The 17439-nt window shown below is 67.2% G+C and carries 17 protein-coding genes; 8 read left to right on the top strand and 9 right to left on the bottom strand.

From position 1 onward, the window contains the following. Positions 1-57 precede the first annotated feature (57 nt). Positions 58-327 carry a hypothetical protein gene (locus AU198_RS13020; protein ID WP_064348561.1) on the top strand — a complete coding sequence of 90 codons (270 nt, stop codon included), beginning with the start codon at positions 58-60 and terminating at the stop codon, positions 325-327. Between the two features lie 70 nt (positions 328-397). Here AU198_RS13020 and AU198_RS13015 read toward each other — a convergent pair whose 3' ends face one another. Beyond that, a complete protein-coding gene (locus tag AU198_RS13015) occupies positions 398-706 on the bottom strand; it encodes a hypothetical protein (protein WP_064348560.1) in 309 nt (102 codons plus the stop codon). A gap of 272 nt (positions 707-978) precedes the next feature. Here AU198_RS13015 and AU198_RS13010 point away from each other — a divergent pair, with 272 nt between their 5' ends. The 3 genes from AU198_RS13010 (at position 979) to AU198_RS13000 (ending at position 3609) form a co-directional block, all read left to right on the top strand. After that, positions 979-1278: a hypothetical protein gene (locus AU198_RS13010; protein ID WP_064348559.1), complete on the top strand. Its 300-nt coding sequence runs from the start codon at positions 979-981 to the stop codon at positions 1276-1278. A gap of 105 nt (positions 1279-1383) precedes the next feature. Continuing rightward, positions 1384-2766 (top strand): acyl-CoA dehydrogenase family protein, encoded by a 1383-nt coding sequence (locus AU198_RS13005; RefSeq protein ID WP_064348558.1) that lies wholly within the window; start codon positions 1384-1386, stop codon positions 2764-2766. Positions 2767-2796: 30 nt separating this feature from the next. Beyond that, positions 2797-3609, top strand: coding sequence for a DUF427 domain-containing protein (locus AU198_RS13000; RefSeq protein WP_064348557.1), 813 nt, complete (start codon positions 2797-2799; stop codon positions 3607-3609). Between the two features lie 12 nt (positions 3610-3621). On the opposite strand, the gene AU198_RS12995 is transcribed toward AU198_RS13000, so the two are convergent. Both AU198_RS12995 and AU198_RS12990 read right to left on the bottom strand, forming a co-directional pair. Beyond that, positions 3622-5100 (bottom strand): neutral zinc metallopeptidase, encoded by a 1479-nt coding sequence (locus AU198_RS12995; protein WP_064348556.1) that lies wholly within the window; start codon positions 5098-5100, stop codon positions 3622-3624. 90 nt (positions 5101-5190) lie between these two features. Next, entirely contained in the window at positions 5191-6357 is a 1167-nt protein-coding gene (locus AU198_RS12990) for an FHA domain-containing protein (RefSeq protein ID WP_064348555.1), read from the bottom strand. Positions 6358-7003: 646 nt separating this feature from the next. On the opposite strand from AU198_RS12990, the gene AU198_RS12985 reads away from it, so the two are divergent. The 4 genes from AU198_RS12985 (at position 7004) to AU198_RS26820 (ending at position 12022) form a co-directional block, all read left to right on the top strand. Beyond that, a complete protein-coding gene (locus tag AU198_RS12985) occupies positions 7004-7819 on the top strand; it encodes a sensor domain-containing protein (RefSeq protein ID WP_064348554.1) in 816 nt (271 codons plus the stop codon). Between the two features lie 30 nt (positions 7820-7849). Next, on the top strand, positions 7850-8581 hold the full coding sequence (locus AU198_RS12980) for a sensor domain-containing protein (protein ID WP_064348553.1): 732 nt from the start codon (positions 7850-7852) through the stop codon (positions 8579-8581). A 156-nt stretch (positions 8582-8737) separates the two neighbouring features. Beyond that, the gene (locus AU198_RS12975; protein WP_064348552.1) at positions 8738-9922 is read left to right on the top strand and encodes a DUF7373 family lipoprotein; all 1185 of its coding nucleotides are present in this window, start codon (positions 8738-8740) and stop codon (positions 9920-9922) included. Between the two features lie 72 nt (positions 9923-9994). Further along, positions 9995-12022 (top strand): serine/threonine-protein kinase, encoded by a 2028-nt coding sequence (locus AU198_RS26820; protein ID WP_064348551.1) that lies wholly within the window; start codon positions 9995-9997, stop codon positions 12020-12022. A 10-nt stretch (positions 12023-12032) separates the two neighbouring features. Here the strand turns inward: AU198_RS26820 and eccD are convergent, their stop codons facing one another. The 6 genes from eccD to AU198_RS12940 form a co-directional block, all read right to left on the bottom strand. Continuing rightward, positions 12033-13559: a type VII secretion integral membrane protein EccD gene (eccD, locus tag AU198_RS12965; protein WP_064348550.1), complete on the bottom strand. Its 1527-nt coding sequence runs from the start codon at positions 13557-13559 to the stop codon at positions 12033-12035. Further along, positions 13556-14953: a MinD/ParA family ATP-binding protein gene (locus AU198_RS12960; RefSeq protein WP_064348549.1), complete on the bottom strand. Its 1398-nt coding sequence runs from the start codon at positions 14951-14953 to the stop codon at positions 13556-13558. Before AU198_RS12960 ends, eccD begins: the two co-directional genes overlap by 4 nt. Positions 14954-15038: 85 nt before the next feature. Next, the gene (locus AU198_RS12955; protein ID WP_064348548.1) at positions 15039-15338 is read right to left on the bottom strand and encodes a WXG100 family type VII secretion target; all 300 of its coding nucleotides are present in this window, start codon (positions 15336-15338) and stop codon (positions 15039-15041) included. 28 nt (positions 15339-15366) lie between these two features. Continuing rightward, positions 15367-15666 (bottom strand): WXG100 family type VII secretion target, encoded by a 300-nt coding sequence (locus AU198_RS12950; RefSeq protein WP_064348547.1) that lies wholly within the window; start codon positions 15664-15666, stop codon positions 15367-15369. A gap of 85 nt (positions 15667-15751) precedes the next feature. Then, positions 15752-17050, bottom strand: a complete 1299-nt coding sequence (locus AU198_RS12945; protein WP_064348546.1) for a PPE family protein — start codon at positions 17048-17050, stop codon at positions 15752-15754. Between the two features lie 46 nt (positions 17051-17096). Beyond that, a complete protein-coding gene (locus tag AU198_RS12940; RefSeq protein ID WP_064348545.1) occupies positions 17097-17390 on the bottom strand; it encodes a PE family protein in 294 nt (97 codons plus the stop codon). Between the last annotated feature and the right edge of the window lie 49 nt (positions 17391-17439).

The raw sequence follows: 17439 nt of genomic DNA, 5'->3' as shown, positions 1-17439 counted from the left end.
CCGAGTCCGCAAAGGACTTCGGGTGGCTTGTCGTACCCTCGCGCTAGCCTTTCGTACATGCGTTCGAATCAAATCTCCGATGTGCTCACCACGCTGGAGTCGCTGTACCGAGAGCTTGCGACCCTCCGGCTCGACGGTCTGACACGGACCGAGCTGTACGCGCTGATCGAGCAGCTCGACAAGCTCGACAACCAAGTGGCGGCACTCGAACGACGGCTGTTCGGTCGGCTGCTTCTCGACCGCGGCGCGACGCCGCGTGACGTGGCTCGGCGCTTGCGGATCTCGCCCGGAGAGGCGCAGCGGCGGCTCGGTCAGGCCGCGTCGTAGCCATGAGCTGGGGTTACCGATCGTGGGAGGGTTGCGAAGGCCATCGATGCGTTGCCCATCGTCGCGGCCGCTACTCCGCCTTGGGCTTGAGCGTCCATGCGGGGATCCAGTGCGTGACAGGTTTTCGGCGCGCGCCGTAGGCGATGTCGTAGGTGACCAGTCCCCACCAGTAGCCCTGCTCGCACAGGCCCCAGCACGTGAGCCGCCCGTCGACCACCGCGTGCATCTGCAGGCCGGCCGGGTTGTAGCCGCCGACGGCGTGCGGCTCGCGGGGAAAGACCGCGGCCAGGTCGACGAGCACCGCGATCGGCGGATCGACCCGCCGGAAGGCTTGCTGAACGGGTTGCCCGTTGTACCCGATGCCCTTCAGCTCGCCCACCGTTCGATCATACGTTCGAGGTCGTGTCGCTGGCCGCGAGTCTTCGGCGACCGCCCACACCACCGCTCAACACGGGTCGGCGGCGGGCCGATTCGGACATCCGAACATGGGGGATCGGCTGACCCGCGGCACGATTCCTGCCATCCGGCAATCAATTTCTGCCACCGGAATTAAATCCTTTGACCACGAGGTTTCCAAGATCAGCTGCAGCTACGAACCGCGACACATGCCACGGCTCGGATACGAAACGAACAACAGAAGAAGGCTCCGACATGAAGAAGTTTGGTATCGCTACCGTCGTCGCTAGCGCCCTTGCCGCCGCCCTGATCGGACTGGCCGCACCCGCCCAGGCCGCGCCGTCCGGCCCTGGAAACGCGCAGCAGACCATCAGCGAGCTGGAATCGCAGGGCTACCACGTGATCGTGAACCGCATCGGCAACGCCCCGCTGGACAAGGCGTCGGTGGTGGCGGTGCGCCCCGGTCAGACCTACACCCAGACCGACAGCCTGGGCGTCGGCGGCGACCGCAACACCCGGGTGATCAACAAGACGATCTACCTGGACGTCAAGTAGCTCCCCCACGAGACAGGCCCCCGGATGCACCCCCTGGCATCCGGGGGCCGACCATTTTCAGCGAACAAGTGTTTCGGATCGCCGAAGCGCGGCTAACTCACTGTCGTGGCTTTCGACCTGACGCCCACCGAGGCGCAGCATGACCTGGCGCGACGGACCCACGAATTCGCCGAGCAGTGCATCCGTCCCGTAGCGCTTGACTACGACCAGCGCCAGGAGTTCCCCTGGCCGGTTCTCGAGGAGGCCGCCGCCCGCGGCTTCTACAGTCCCCTGTTCTACCGCGACCTGATCGGCGACCCGACCGGGCTCTCCCTGCCGATGTTCATGGAGGAGCTCTTCTGGGGATGCGCGGGCATCGGCCTGGCCGTGGTGATGCCGGCGCTCGCACTGTCGGCGATCGGTCAGGCCGCCTCGCCCGAACAGATGCTGCAGTGGGCACCCGAATGCTTCGGCACGCCAGGCGACCTCAAGCTGGCGGCGCTGGCGATCTCGGAGCCCGAGGGCGGCAGCGACGTCCGTAACCTGCGCACCACGGCGCGCCGCGACGGCGACGACTGGATCATCGACGGACACAAGATGTGGATCGGCAATGGCGGCATCGCCAACGTCCACGTCGTCAACGCCGTCGTCGACCAGGAGCTCGGCCACAAGGGCCAGGCGCTGTTCATCGTCCCCGGCGGTACCCCGGGACTGGAAATGGTCCGCAAACTCGACAAGCTCGGCTGCCGTGCCTCGCACACCGCGGAGTTGAAGTTCAACAGCGTGCGCATCCCCGGCGAGAACCTGCTCGGCGGTCAGGAGAAGCTCGACTACAAGCTGGCCAAGGCGCGCGAAGCCGTCGAAGGCGCCAAACACTCTGGCTCGGCGACTCTCGGCACATTCGAGCAGACGCGGCCGATGGTCGCCGCCCAGGCGCTCGGAATCGCCCGGGCCGCATTGGAATACGCCACGGAGTACGCCAACCGGCGGGAGGCGTTCGGCGCCCCGATCATCGACAACCAGGGCATCGCGTTCCCGCTCGCCGAACTGGCGACCACGCTCGACGGCGCCCGCCTGCTCACCTGGCGTGCGTCGTGGATGGCCGCCAGCGGTGTCCCGTTCGAACGCGGCGAGGGCTCGATGTCCAAGCTCGCGGCCAGCGAGGTCGCGGTCCGCGCCACCGAGCGCGCCATCCAGACGATGGGCGGTTGGGGCTACATCAAGGATCATCCCGTCGAGAAGTGGTATCGGGATGCCAAGTTGTACACCATTTTTGAGGGCACCAGTGAGATTCAGCGGGTCGTCATCGCCAATGCGCTCGGCGCCGCCGACGGGAAGCCTCCGCTGCACTTCGACCTCGAACCCAGCGGCGGCCCGTTCAACAAGATGTTCGGCCGTGGTACACCCCTGCGAGGACGCGCCGCCGATGCCGCGCTCAACGCCAAGGACCGGGTGCCCGCACCGATAATGCGGTTGGCGATGAACGTGTTGCGCCCGCCGCGCAAATGACTCGCAGGTACAGCAGACAAGGGGCGCCCGATGGCCGTTCGGATGGCCGACCTACTGCGCGGAAGCCTCGACTCCCTGCGATACGAACCGACCCCGAAGCGGATTCGCGTGGCCCTGGCCGGTGAACCCCTCGTCGACACGTGTGACGCCCTGCTGGTGTGGGAACCACGCCGGATCCTGCCGACGTACGCGGTCCGGCTCACCGACCTCGCCGGGCAGTTGGTGCCCGCGGGCGCCGAATCCGGCGACGACGACGCGGATCGCCCCGGCATCGACCGCGCCGTGCTCGATCCGACGGTTCCGTTCGGCACCCATTCCTGTCCCGGCGCCGAGTTCGACGTCATCGCCGGTGAGGAGACGGCACCCGCAGCGGCCTTCCAACCCGAGGATCCCGGCCTCGCCGACTATGCGGTGCTGGACTTCGGCGCCTTCGAGTGGCACGAAGAGGACGAGCCGATCGTCAGCCATCCGCACGACCCGTACCACCGCATCGACATCCTGACGAGCAGCCGCCACGTCCGCATCGAATCGGACGGCCACCTGCTCGCGGAGTCCAAGCGCCCGCTGCTGCTGTTCGAGACGCATCTGCCGGTGCGGTACTACCTGCCGCGCGAGGACGTCGTCGCCGGCCTCGTCGGCAGCGACACCATCTCCTACTGCGCGTACAAGGGCCGGGCGTCCTACTTCTCGGTTCCCGACGGGCCACGCGACGTCGCGTGGACGTACCGCGATCCGCTGCCCGACGGCGAACGGGTCCGCGACCGCATCTGCTTTTTCGACGAGCGCGTCGACGTCACCGTCGATGGTGTGCGCCGGGAACGCCCCGCCACCCAGTGGAGTTGAGCGCCGAGCGATTCACGGGAACCGGGTGTAACAGGCGTCGGCGTCGGGCTTCGTCAGACCCGACCGGAAGGCCATGATGCGGGTGAAGCCGGCCATGACGGTGTTGCCGTTGACATCGCTTGCCGCCATGCCGTTGTTCAACAGTCCGGCGACCGCCTCGTCGAGGTCGCCCGCGGTCAACATGATGGTGGCGCCCGACGGCAGCTCGACCTCGGAGACCATCCCGTGCTGCGCCACGCCGGTCAGGCAGGCGGTCCTCAAGGCGGCCGCAGCCGAGTCAAGGTTGGCCTGCCGCTGGTGTTGCAACGCGAGCACATAGCGAGAGGTGAGCACCGAGATCGCGGTGTTGTCACCCTGGACGAGCACGCCCTCCGCGGTATCTGCTTGAGTGCCCAATGCCTGCAATTTCGGCAGATCCACCGAAATGGTGTTGGTCGCAGGGCAATACGACACCGGCTCGGTCACCTTGGCGTCCGCACACGACTGCGCCGGCTGCATCGACAACGTGGGGGGCTGCGCGGGCGTGAACTGCAGGTTGAGGGCCTCGATCACCGTCTTGATCAGCTCCTCGTCGAGCGGAGCCTCACCGGTCTGCACCGCGCCGCTGTCATCGACATCGAGAACGATCGGCAGGCCGGCTCTACTTTGCTCGATCGAGTCCAAATCGATTGCCGCGCAGGCTGACACACCATCGACGAACCCCGTTTGGAATGCGCTGACACGATCCAGCGCGGTGCCGTGTCCGCCTTCGATCATCTCGACGTCCTCGGGGGTCAGGATCGGGTCGCGGATGGTGATGACGCCGGCGAGCACCCTGTTCAGCCCGTCGCCCGTGTTCATCTCGAAGCGTGGCGACGATCCCTGGGCGACCCAGCGGGTGTAGCTGCCGGCGAAGCAGTCGGCTTGCTGTTCGCGAACGATGGTGGGGACGGTGCGGTCGACCAGGCCTGCCATGTTCTGCACTGCGTGGCCGTACTCGTGCGCGATCAGCGCCGCAACCGACATGTCGCCGAAGAACTTCTGCCCGGTGGGCACCAAAACCCCTCGGTCCCAAGCGATCAGGTCGCTGCGGGGGCAGAAGAACGCGTTGGGTGACTCGTAGAGGATCTGACCGCACAGCACCGGGCCGAGCGGGTCCTCGGAGTCGTAGGAGGCGAGGTTCTCGACCGGTTCGAACGTCCCGTCCAGCGCCTCGCTGTAGTGCTTGTCCCAGTACTCGACGAGATCGTTGACCGCCAACAGCGCCATCCGGTCCACGGGTCCGCCATCGCTGTAGCGGACCTCACCGGTGGGCTCGCCCGCGTCGGGCCGCAGCCCGCTCGGGCCGTCGGCGACGGTCAGTCCGCCCACGGTGTTCGGGTTGTACAGGCTCGACACCGCCTGACCCTTCACCTCCGAGCAGCCGCAGAGCACCACGGCGCCGACCGCGGCCAATACCGCGGCCGGCAGCCACCCACGGCGACCGCGCCGCGCTTCACCGGTAACCCTCATGGCCTCCCTTTCGGCCTGCAGCCTTGTCGATCTGATGCTAACGGCGCTGGAAGGGGCCTCCCGACACCAATTTGCGCGCCCGGCGACCCGTCACCGCTCTGCGGGCCGCTCGAGCATGTCGACGAACCGCTGCAGGGTCGCCGCGGCCGGATCAGGAACCGCGATTTCGGACTCTGCATTGGTGACGTCGGAGGCCGATACGCCGGCGGCATTGGCGGTTTCCTGCACCGTCAGCTGGCGATGGTGGCGTGCCATGTAGAGCCGCTGGCCGAGTGTCGCCGTCGGGGCGGCCGCGGCTCGCCGCATGAGATCGGTGTACGCCTGCCGAACCTCACCCAGCGTGATCGCCAGCTCGGGCCTGCCGGTGGCGGTCCGCGCGGCGTTGGTCAGCGATGTCTCCAGGCGGCGCAGTTCGGCCAGCAATGCGGCCGCTTCGCCGGCGAAACGCGGGTCGTCGCCCATGGGCAGCAGCGCGGCGCGCGCATAGATTCCGCGCAGCGCGATGTCGGCGGCGTCGATGGCGACCGCCACCTGAACGGTCGGCGTGATCGCCTCGGTGGCGTCTTCCTCGGGAACCGGCTCTCCCGCCCTGATCCGCGCGAGTGTCCCCGGCGCCCAATGCAGGTACTCCTCGATCTTGGCGCGAGTGCGTTCGCGTGGCCAATGCCTGCCGCGCTCGAATTTGACCAGCACGCTTTGGCTGATGACGTGGTCGTCGGTGAGTTTGCGCTGAGACAGCCCCAGTTCCTCACGCCGCGCTGCCACGGCGGCCCCTGCGCGCGCGATGTCGGGATCGGGCTGATCGCCGGGATCGTCGGCTGGGTCGTCAGTGGAGTGCTCGGTCGCGTCCGCGTCGTCGCGTTCCTGCTCGTCGGTGGGCGGGCCTTCGAACGTCTCGGTCCCGGCGGCTGGCGTGCGCGGCCGAGGGCTCACCCGAACCAAGATGCCTTCGGGGTTGCCCAGATATGCGCTGACCTCGCGGTCGAGGACGACGGAATCGACGCGCTGTCCTCCGACATAGGTGCCGTTTCTGCTACCGCAGTCCACGAGGTTCCAGTGGTCGCCTGCGGGTTCGATCCGGACATGTGTGCGGGAGATCCCCGGCTCGCTGACGCGGATCTGCGCGGGCAATTCGCGCCCGATGGTGACCACTCCATCACCGGGGTGTGCGGTGTAGTCGCTGCCGGCGACCGTGATCACCAGGGAGGGCAGCTCCCCGGTGGTCGCGCCGAGGACCGTTGGCCTTCCCTCATCCATGAAGCCTCCTCGCACAGCCCGCTGGGGTGGTCGGCGAAGGGACGCCAATGCGATCGTTTGACGCCTCGACGCTATGGTTTCGCCGCGAATCCAGCAACGATGTGCGCCCATCGTATCCCGCTGTTCACGCTGCTGAAGCCGCCATTCTGCGCAGTGGGCACCCGAACCGGAGAAATTTGTGCACTGGCGGTGCGATGGTTCATGCGATGATTTTTGGGTTGGCCCAGCCCGTGTGGACCGACCGACGTAGTGGGCGCAGAACACCGAATGGTGAGGGGCGGATATGAACGCGAACGACCCGGAGAGCGGGCCGCGCGGTGAGGAGACGACGGACTGGCCGGTCGGTCAGAACCCGCCGGCACAGACGCCGCCGGAGGAGGAGGCCACCCGGCCCACCCCGGCGAGGCCGCGCGGCTTCCATGAGGAAACCACCTTGGACGCAGCGCAATTCCTCCGCTCACAGCAGCAACGACCCCCGTCGTCCGCCCCCACGAGCGGTCCCCCTCCGGCTACGCCGGGCCCGGCCGGGCCTACGCCTTGGGCGACGCCACCGCACCAGCCCGGACCGGGCGGGTTCGATCCCCCTTACCAGCAGCCCGCGCCCGGACCCACCGTATTTCAGCGCCCGCCGGCTATCAATCCTGTCGTGAAACCCAGTCTGGCCGAACGGGTTTCGAAGCACCGCTGGTGGGTCATCGGCGGTGCCGCAGCCGTCGTCGTCGTGCTGGTCATCGCGCTCGTCGCGGTCAGCGGCGGGAACGACGGCTCCTCGGACGACGGGCCGCCGACCAGCCCGGCGCAGGTGCCCGCTGGTCCCACCACCACCGTGCCTGCCACCCCGACCGCCGCGCCGTCGCAGCCCCCGGCTGCGCCGCCACCACCGCCACCCGGGCCGGTCCTGGCCGTGGAAGCACTGCCCGGACTGCTCCTGCCCCCCGAGCAGGTCAGCCAGCGGATGAACGCCCCCGGCATGGCGCCGGGGCCGGTCGTACACCGGCTGCTGCCCGGCGCCGCCATGCCTGAACGCTGCACGGGCGCATGGGGTCCCGCCTACGAGGTCACCTACCGGGGGTCGGGTTTCACCGGCGTGGCCGTGCAGGGGATAAACGCAGACCCGACGCACAAGGTCGTGCAGGCCGTCGTCTCGTTCCCCGATACCACCTCAGCCAAGGAGTTCTACATCGCACAAGGTGTTGCGTGGAATGTCTGCAAATCCGAACACATCAGGTATGAGTACGGCGGCGTCACCGAGGCCGATATCGGCGTCCCGGCGTTCACCGGCGACATCCTGTCGGTGATGATCGTTCCCACGACCTCGAAGACCGCCGGTCAGCAGTGTGAACGCGATATGACCGTGCGGGGCAACGTGGTTGTCGATGTCCGTGCTTGCTCGCCGACCGTCGGCAGCGCGGGACTCTCGATCGCAAAAGCGATCGCAGACAAGATCGCCCCGGCGCCTTAACCTGCCCGATGATCTGAAGGGAACGCAGCAATGGGATCCATCCACGCCGGTGTGGCCGTGTGTGCGGTCGTGGTGTTGGCCGGGTGCTCGGCTACCGTCGACGGGGATGCCGGCCGGGCCGAAAGCCCCGTGCCGACAACACAATCGGCGCCGGCAACCCCCTCGACGACTTCCGCCACGCCGACACCGACGCTGGTGCCGGCCGCAGCGGGAGGCGACTTGCTGCTCAAACGCAGCGAACTCGGCGCCATCATCGGTGACACCGATCTCGTTGAAACACAGGCCTACACCCAGGCGCAGCGGTCGAACGTGGACATCGAGCCGTGGGCGTGCCGATCGCGCGCGTTGGCCGGCGAGACCGGGGTCTGGGCGAAGAAGCCGACCGTGGTGGGCAACGCCAATCGCGGTACGCACGGACAGGCGGTCACACAGATGGTTGCCGTCTTCGAAAACCGCGCCGACATCACGGGTCAGGGTGAGGCGATGTGGATCATCGAACACGAATGGCGCAACTGCCCCGACGGCGACATCTTCTTCATCGAACTCGGCCCCGACAACGTCCAGCGTTGGGTGCCCTATCCGGTCACCACCGGGCCCGACCGCATCGGCACGACCTTCCAGCGCGACGGGCTGCCACGCAACTGTCACCACGTGGTCGCACACCGGGCCAACGTGCTGGTCGATGTCGTCGTCTGCACTGACGGTGACAGCACGGCCCCGGCCAACACGCTCACCGATCGCATACTGGCCAAAGTGCCGTAGGGTTCGCTGACGCGATCGAGCACGTCGTATCGCACCTGTGCCGCTAATGTACGGCTTATGAGGTTCTTCCCGCATCGACCCTCAGCGGGCACATCCAGCGTCACCTCCAGAGCGCTCTGGACGCATCGGTCGCCACGCGCCGTTGGCGCGGGCCTGGTGACCGCGCTCCTGACCACCACAGCGTGCACCGCAGTGGTGGACGGAACGGCGCAGCGGCCAGCGGGGGATCAGTCGCCGGCCTCGGTTGACGTGGCTTTGCTCGACACCGGCAATTACGCCACGCAGCCCGCCCCGCCCATGGGCGTCGCAGGCAATCCGGCGAAGGGCGGGCTAATCGAGGCCGGGCGGATGGCCGAATACGTCGTCGGGCCGTGGGAGGTCGATTCCGAACTCGCGCACTATGTCATGCCAACCGCGATTTTGAAGGACTCCGCGGCGCTCAGGATGCTTCTCTTCGAGGAGTCCGCAATGGCCGCAGGCAAGCACAACTTCGTCACGGGTTTCTCCTCGGCCCGGCGCACGGAGGACGATGGCGCGAGCCTGGTCAATGCCGTGCTGCGCTTCCCCGATCCCCAGGCAGCCGCGGCCGCGGCCGCTGAGTTCGGCGACATCGCATTGCAGCCCGGCCTCCTGGACTACGTGCCCCAAGCACAACCTGTCTCCGTGCGCAATCACCCAGGAACCCGCGCCTCCGCTTTCCAACTCCGCCAGGTGGGTTCCGACCTGATGGAAACCACCGTCAGCGCCTATACGGCGCACGGGCCGTTCGTGCTCGTCCAGTCCGCGGAAACCCCTGACGGGGCGGGCCCCACCGCCGACATGGTCGCCAAGACGCTGGATCAGCAGATCGCAGCGATAGACGCGTTCACACCTACCGCAGTATCGGAACTCGCCAATCTCCCGGTGGACGAGAGCGAAATGCTGGCGCGGACCGTCCCGGAGACCAGGGACAATCCGCCTGCCGTGACGAATCAGACATTCGGGCCGCGCGCCGCTACGCACTTCCAGACGTTCCCGCAGGCTTCGGCGGAATTGTTCGCCGACACGGATATGGATGTGTGGTCCAAGGGTAGAGCGTCGGTGTACCGCGTTCGCGATGAGCAATCCGCTGCCGAAATGCTCGAGCAGTTCGCGACCGAGTTGACGGACTCGACCGGCCAGGCGGTTGCATCCGTACCGAATATGCCCGATTCGCCCTGCATAAGGCGCGAGGAGCCGCTGGGCGCCTACGTCGTGTGCTTCGCCGCCACCGACCGGTATGTCATCGAAGCGGCCTCGCCGCAGTTGACCGATGCTCATCAGCTGACCGCCGCGCAATACGTCATGCTGACGGCCCCGTGAGCCGGCCGGCTCCACCGACCGGTCCACGGTCGAAACATACGCTGAACCGAACATAGCGAGGGAGCGATACAGATGGCGCTCGGCGTGGGCTCGGTAGTGGCCGGTTACCGTATCGAAGCGGTTCTCGGCAGGGGTGGTATGGGCACGGTATATCGTGCCGCCCACCCCACCCTGCCACGCTCAGACGCACTCAAGGTGTTGTCGTCAGACTTGTCTCTGGACAAGCACTTTCGCAACCGGTTCCTTCGCGAGGCCGACTTGGCCGCAACGCTGGATCACCCCCACATCGTGTCGGTCTACAACCGGGGCGAAACCCCCGATGGACACCTGTGGATCGCCATGCAGTACGTCGATGGCAGCGATGCGCACCGCGAGCTGAAGGCCGGACGTATGACGCCGGCGCGCGCGCTGCGCATCACCGTGGCGGTCGCCGACGCGCTCGACTACGCCCATCAGCGCGGCTTACTTCACCGTGACGTCAAGCCTGCGAACTTTCTGCTGGCGGCTAATGACAAGCGAATCTTCCTGGCGGACTTCGGGATAGCCAAGCGAAGTGACGAGGCGGCCGGGCTGACGCAGACGGGGATGGTGATGGCCTCAATCGCCTACGCCGCGCCTGAAACACTCACCGGCGAACCCGCCGACCACCGCGCCGACATCTATGCCCTGGGTTGCAGCCTCTACACGATGCTCACCGGTCAAACCCCGTTCGCCCGCCCGGGCGCCGACGTGGGAGCGACCGTAGCCGGCCATCTGTCAGCGCCGCCTCCCCGAGTCACCGACCGGATACCTCACGCACCGCAGGCGATTGACGCGGTCATCGCCAAAGCGATGGCCAAGAACCCGAACCACCGCTACCAAAGCGCCACCGATCTCGCTGCTGCCGCCGCCGCGGCTCTCGACGACACAACCGTGCAGTTGAGGGCCACACCTGCCCCTGCGCGTCCGCCGGCCGAGTGGCCACCACCGCTACCCACCGCTGGGCAACCGACCGGTCCGCCGCCGGCGTACCTGGCGCCCGGCGGGCCGCCGCGCGCTTCGGATGCGATCACCTATCCGAGCGGTTGGGCGCCCCCACAGAGCCCACTCCCGGCAGTTACCGCACAGCCCGGCTCAAGCGGAATCGGCCGATTCGGTCGCCGCCGGAAACGCGCCCTCATCGCCGCCGGTGTCGCGGTGTTGGTCGTCGTCGCAAGCGTCGCCGGCGTGATGCTGTGGGATCGAGGACCGGACGAACCGGCCTATCAGGCACAGACATTCACCCACCAATACGGTGCTACCGAGCTCACCGCTCGTCCGCAACGGGTGGCAGCGGTGAGCCCCGGTGACGGCGATGCGGTGCTGTCCCTAGGGGTGCAACCCGTGGTGATCGGCTCTTCGACCAGTGTGCTGCCGAGTTGGGAGAAGTCGGCGCTCACCGGCGATCCAACTGTGCTGACCGGATTCACCAACACCGCCGCGGTCGCCGACGCCCAGCCCGACGCCATCATTGCCACCGGCCCCATCGACCAGGCCACCTACGACAAACTCGCCGCCATCGCGCCGACCGTGACCAGGCCGAAAGACCAAGCGGCCGAACAATGGACGTGGCAGAACCGGCTGACCTGGATCGGCGAGATCCTCGGCTATGAGACGAAGGCCAAGGAACTCATCAGCGATATTCGTTCGCAACAGGACGATCTGAAGAATCAGAACCCATCGTGGATCGGAAAATCGGTCGCAGCAGTCATCAATTCGGATACCGGCGTTTCGGAGATACTGACCCCGTCCACGGCCGCCGACTACCTCGAAGCGCTGGGACTGCGTTACAGCCAGGAGCTTGTCCGCGCCGGCACCGACACCGGCGACACGCGGCCGATGCCCGACCCGACCGGTGTCTATCGCATCGAAACCGACGTACTCGTGGTGATCCGCACCGACAGCCGGGCCGGGGGAGGCGGATTCGACGGCTTGCCAAGACCTTTCCTCGGCTATCAAGGACAGATGGTCGTTGTCGACGAAGCGGACAAAATCGCCGCGCTAACCGGCGCCGGGGGTTACCTCGCAAGCCGGTATCTCGACTCCGACTTCGCACCGGCACTGTCCCGCGAAGTGCGATGATCTCGCACTCCTAGAAGCGCAAGTTGCGCAACAGGTCGTACACGCCGGCGATCCACAGCAGCATCGGAATCACGGCGGCGATCGCTGCGCCGTCGAGCAATTCGAGGACGCGTTTCGTGACCGGGGAGATCCGGCGCACGCCCGCCGTGGCGCCGACGACGGTCAACGCGACGACCCCCGCGAGCGCGTAGGCCGCCAGGACCAGCCACGACTTGTCCGGATACCAGAGGCACAGCCGAACCATCACACCGGTCGGAATGGCCACGACGGCCGTCAACAACGCCCAGGCACACCATCTCTCGGCATACAGCCGGGACCGAAAGCCACAGATCATCGTGATCAGTCCCGCGACGATCAGACTGTGCACGAAGAAGTGACCTTGCGTCACAACGGCGATCGCGCCGACCGACAGCACCAGCGCTCCAGCCGCGATGAACCCGATGAGCAGCCGCCTGGCCAACTGACTGCGCTCGTGCAGGCGCGCAGCGGAATCGGGAACGGAAGCGATGATGGCCTGCCAGGTCGGCGATTCCTCCTCGCTCCCCGATGTCGCGACCGGGTCGAGCAGTTCGTCGTTGGAAACGGTCTCACCCGGTGCGGGTATCGGTGGCAGCGCGATGCGGGCAACCGCAACAGTCAGTTTGGCCGCGTTGGTGACCACGATCAAACCGAACGCGAGCGCTCCCGCGGGCACCCAGTGCTGCCAGCCGTAGCCGAACGCGATCGCCGCCCCCGTCGCCGCGATCGACGTCACCGCCAGAAACGACGCCAACTCCGCGCGTCGGCGCGGCCCACCCCGGGTGGCCAGCGTCAGCAACAACACCACTGCGGCGGCACCTGCGATCTGCGGCGCACCCAGTCCGGCGGCGCCGCGCGGTAACGGCACCGCCAGGGCCACCGCCCCCGCAAGGGCGGGCATCGCCGCAATCAGCAGGCTCTCGGCCAGGTCGATGGTGCGGTAGCGGTTGGTCGCCAGCGCGCTGCCGCCGAGCAGACCCAACCCCAGCACGCCAAGGGCCACCGCCCACCACCAGTCGTGTCCGGCCCGCGACCACGCCAGCAACACCATCACCGTCATGAGAATCGACACGAGCGGAATCGCCACCCCGACAAAGCGGTTCAACGCAGACCGGTCGAACTCCGGCGACTCGTCCAGCACGGCGATCGCGTCGATGACGTCCTCGACGAGCGGCCGATAGCGCTCGGTGCGGCTGACCGACACCAACGTCAGCAGCGACCCGTCGACAACCCCGGCGTCATCCAAGGATTCGTTGAACTTCAACGGTGGGGCGCCAGGCCGCGCGAAGGCCCACACCCCCTGCGCCTTGAAGTCGAAGCCGCCGAGCACGTCCTTCGGGGTGTCCTCGAGAAGGTCGGCCAACACGGCCACCGTCTCGTCGATGTAGGTCTCGATCGGCGCCGCCGCGGGCAGCACCAGATCCGTCATACGACGGCCGGTCAGGATCGTGACCCGTGTGGTCGACGGCCGCCCGGGCGTGACGCCCGACGCGGATGGTGCTGCGGCCGTTGATGTCACCGCCGTTCGAGCCTGTCGAAGTCGTCGGACAGGGCCGCAGCCAACTCGATGGTGCGCCGACGGAACGTCTTGCCCAGCAGTTCCAGTTGGATCTCGGTGCCAGCCGCGATGTGCTTGTCGTAGGGCAACACGACGACCCGCCCCGGAGGGACATGGCGCTCGAACTGCGCGACAAGGTCTTCGACATCGATGTTCGGCTTACCCGGCACGGTGTGGTTGATCACCACGCACGACCGGCTCAGCAGATCCTGGTATCCGTTCTGCCGCAACCAGTCCATGGTCATCGCAGCCTGCCGCGCACCGTCGATCGAGGCACTCGCGACGATGACCAACCCCGAGACCGTCGACAAGACACCGCGGGCGGCGGGCTGAAACAGTCCGGCGCCGCAGTCGGCGAGGACGAGGTTGTAGTAGCGCGACACGATGTTGGTCACGCCCTTCCAGTCCTCGTCGTTGAACTCGCGACGCGCCCCGCTGTACTCCTCGCTGGAGAGCACCTCGAGGTTCGCGGCGTTCATGCTGGTGTAGGCGCGAATGTCGTTGTAGCGCGCCAAATCCTTGTCGGAGAGAAGATTCGCGACGGTGGCCGCGGACTGGCGTCCGGCACGGTCGGCGAGGTTGCCGCCGTCGGGATCGGCGTCAACGGCCAGAATCCGGTCGCCGCGCACCTTGCTCATCGCCGAACCGAGGGCGACGGTCACGGCGGTCTTGCCGACACCACCCTTGAGGCCGAAGACGCCGATTTGGTAGGAATCTCTGGCGTTCCGCCGTATTCGGCTGTGCAGCTCCATCTCGTAGAGCTCATCCGGCGACAGGCCGAGATTGATACGCGTCAGCAGGTAGAGCAGGTGCCGCCAGCCCCGCTGTGACGGCATCTTCACCGCCGACTTCACCCCCACGTGGGAGAGGGCGTCGATCGCGCGGTGATTGCCGATGGTGGCAGCCGACGTCTGAGCCGCCGCGACGAAGCCTCCGCTCGTCTCGGGCTGGGGCTCTGCGAAATGCTGGCTGGGCGCAGGGGCGGTCGCGGGCCGCGGCATCTGTGGCGGCGCCGAGCGAACCTGCTCGAACCGCGCGCCCGCCGGTGCACCGCTCATCGGCACCCTCATCATCGAATTCTGTTGTGGCGGCGGCGTTACCGACCGCGCCGCCGGCATCTGCGTGGTGATCTCGTTCTGCTGCGGCGGCGGTGTCTGCCCCACCTTGGTCTGTGTGACGGGCATCGTGGGCCCCGTCATCTCGACGGGAGCCTGGCCGATGGGCGGAGGCGGCGTTGTGGGTGCCGGTCCGGAAGGCGTCGATCCGGTGGCGTCGTCGCGATCCACTACGTCGTCGTCGGCTGTCTGGACAGCGTCTCCCGCGGAGTGGAAAAGCCGGTCATAGTCTGCCGACATGGGTACCTCTCTTCAGTCAGTGATTGCGAACGCACGAGGTGGGCAAGACCCCCCGAAGGACGAGCTTGCCCACCCGCGTGCAGCGTCAAGCTCCGAACGAGCTCTCGATGAGCCTGTCCGCCTGGAACATCGTCCCCCCGGTGCCGCCGGCCTCCTGGATGGTGGCGGCGAGGTTCTTCAGTGCGGCGTTGAGCTCCATCGAAGCGGTGTCCCAACGCATTTGGATGGCCTGGTAAGCCTCGGAACTGGCGCCACCCCAAACGGCCGCGAGTGCGGTGAGCGAGCCCTTGCCCTCCACGAGCAGATTTTCGGTCTGCGCGACCGCGGCGCTCAACTCGGATGACGAACCGTCGATCCCGGCGTAGTTGTAAACCTTTTCAGTCATGTCATGTACTCCGTTCGTGTCAGTAGGGTCAGAACTGCATCGCCGTGGACAGCGAGGCCGCCCCGTCGTCATCGGTCGCGGCATACTGCACGCCGGCGGTGTGGATGTTGGCCGAGATGTCGGTCAGCGTCTGAACCTGACGAGCGGCCGCTTCCTGGAAACGCATCAGAGCTTTTTGGGCTGCCCCACCGGCGTCGCCCTGCATCTGGACATGCAGAGAGCCGGTCGTCGCCTCGACGTAGCGGATCACGGCCTGCAGTTCGCCGCTGATCCGGTCGAAATTCGCTGCCTCCTTGGCGAGGACAGCAACGTCGGTATTCATTGCCATGCTGGATACTCTTTCTCTCTTCCTCTGTCCTCACCATCGACGGCGAGTCTTTCCGGTCGGGTGACCGGGAAGTCATGGTGGACGATCACCAGTCGTCGTCCTCGTCTTCGCCGAGGTCCTGGGGTAGGACCCGCGGCGCCGTCAACCCGTTCCTGCTGCCACCGCTGCTTGCCCGTTGGCCCATGTGCCCCATCGGTCCGGTTCCGCCACCGCCTGCGCCGACCGGTGCGAGACCCGCCCCGCTCCCGCCTGCCGCGCCGCCCGCGCCGCCGGACGCCGCGGTCGGCTGGCCGATGAGTTCGGCCATCAACGGGGTGCGGGCCATCGTCCCGCCGGCACCGGGCAGCGACGCGGCACGCACGAGGCCGGCGCCGGAGGTCGCACCGGAACCGCCAGCGAGCGGATGATTCGACAACGGGCTGGCCCCGACCAGACCGACCTGCATCTTCTCGCTGCCCAAATTGCTTCCGAGCTGGGTGAACAGCGACGTGACCTGCTGCAACGGCTGGGTCATCTGCTGCACCGGCTGCATGACCATCTGCATGCCCTGCTGCGGCACCTGGGCCAGCGTCGAGCCCAGCTGCGACGCCATCTGCACGCCCATCTGCATGCCCTGCTGTGTCATCTGATTGGGGCTCGCTGCCCGCTGGGCGAGGTTCTCGGACTTTTGGACCTGCCCCTGGGCCTGCTGGGCCGACATGCCGATCTGCGCGGTCGCGCGTCCTCCCTGCAGCACCGCCGACTCCATCGAGGCCTGCACACCCACCTGGGCGATCACGGCGTTACGCATGGCGGTCATCGGTGCCGACGCCGCCGCGTGCCCGACCGCGACGGCCGCGCCTGCGGCGGCAACACCGGGAATGACGATCGGCTTCGGCGGCATGATCGGTTCGAAGAGCAGGTTCAGCGCGGTTTCGGCCTGGTAGACGTCCATCGCCCCGGCTGCTTGGTTCCACATCCGGACGAAGTAGTCGAACTCGTTGATGCCGATCGGGACGGTGTTGACGCCGAGGAAGTTGGTGGCTTCCAGCACCGCGTGGGTGATGTGGTTCTGCTCGATCTCGGCGAGCGGTGGCGTGGTGGCCATCGCGAGGCTGTAGGAGTTGGCCTGCGCGGTCGCCTGCAGCGCGCGCTTCTGGGCCTGGGCGGACACGGTCCGCAGCCACGCGACCATCGGCATCGTGGCGGCCACGACCCGTTCACTGGCCGCGCCGCTCCATACCGACGTCAGGGAAACCAGGCTCGCGGCCAATTCGTCGGCCTGCGTCTCCAGCGAGATCGCCAACGCCTCCCACCCCGCGGCGGCCTGCAGCATCGGCGCCGCTCCGGCGCCGGCCATCAGCCGGGCGGTGTTGAATTCTGGCGGCATGGCATGCCAGAACATCGTCTAGGTCTTCCCTGGTCCGTTGAATAGAGGGTGGCTGACGCGATCAGAACGTCGCGGCGTTGGCGCCGTCCACGGCGGTGTAGATTCCGGCACTCTCGATCACGGCCGCGCCCATTCGAGCCAACTCCTCCTGGGCGAACGTGTTCATTGCCAGCGTTTCCACGCCCTCGGCGGCGAACGCGACCGCCGCCTGCGCCGACACTTCGTCGGCACCGGCCGGCACCAGCGCGGTGACAGCGGCACCTGCCGTCGTGCCCGCGGCGAGGCCTCGGGTGCCGTTAGCCACCACCTGTGTACCGATTCCCACGGCACCGGGATTGTGCATCAACGGTTCCATTTGCAGATCTCCTCGTCGGTCATGAATTCAATGCGTATGAACTTGTACA

The organism is Mycobacterium sp. GA-1199 (genome assembly GCF_001500045.1).
Taxonomy (GTDB): Bacteria; Actinomycetota; Actinomycetes; order Mycobacteriales; family Mycobacteriaceae; genus Mycobacterium.
This window is presented reverse-complemented; position numbering and strand designations above follow the sequence as displayed.

What these genes read in the sequence shown, in the direction of transcription:
- AU198_RS12945 (WP_064348546.1), bottom strand. Translation starts at nt 17,050, where the DNA reads ATGTTCTGGCATGCCATGCCGCCAGAATTCAACACCGCCCGGCTGATG.
- AU198_RS12990 (WP_064348555.1), bottom strand. Translation starts at nt 6,357, where the DNA reads ATGGATGAGGGAAGGCCAACGGTCCTCGGCGCGACCACCGGGGAGCTG.
- AU198_RS13020 (WP_064348561.1), top strand. Translation starts at nt 58, where the DNA reads ATGCGTTCGAATCAAATCTCCGATGTGCTCACCACGCTGGAGTCGCTG.
- AU198_RS13000 (WP_064348557.1), top strand. Translation starts at nt 2,797, where the DNA reads ATGGCCGTTCGGATGGCCGACCTACTGCGCGGAAGCCTCGACTCCCTG.
- AU198_RS12980 (WP_064348553.1), top strand. Translation starts at nt 7,850, where the DNA reads ATGGGATCCATCCACGCCGGTGTGGCCGTGTGTGCGGTCGTGGTGTTG.
- AU198_RS12955 (WP_064348548.1), bottom strand. Translation starts at nt 15,338, where the DNA reads ATGACTGAAAAGGTTTACAACTACGCCGGGATCGACGGTTCGTCATCC.
- AU198_RS12995 (WP_064348556.1), bottom strand. Translation starts at nt 5,100, where the DNA reads ATGAGGGTTACCGGTGAAGCGCGGCGCGGTCGCCGTGGGTGGCTGCCG.
- AU198_RS12960 (WP_064348549.1), bottom strand. Translation starts at nt 14,953, where the DNA reads ATGTCGGCAGACTATGACCGGCTTTTCCACTCCGCGGGAGACGCTGTC.
- AU198_RS26820 (WP_064348551.1), top strand. Translation starts at nt 9,995, where the DNA reads ATGGCGCTCGGCGTGGGCTCGGTAGTGGCCGGTTACCGTATCGAAGCG.
- AU198_RS12940 (WP_064348545.1), bottom strand. Translation starts at nt 17,390, where the DNA reads ATGGAACCGTTGATGCACAATCCCGGTGCCGTGGGAATCGGTACACAG.
- AU198_RS13010 (WP_064348559.1), top strand. Translation starts at nt 979, where the DNA reads ATGAAGAAGTTTGGTATCGCTACCGTCGTCGCTAGCGCCCTTGCCGCC.
- AU198_RS12950 (WP_064348547.1), bottom strand. Translation starts at nt 15,666, where the DNA reads ATGGCAATGAATACCGACGTTGCTGTCCTCGCCAAGGAGGCAGCGAAT.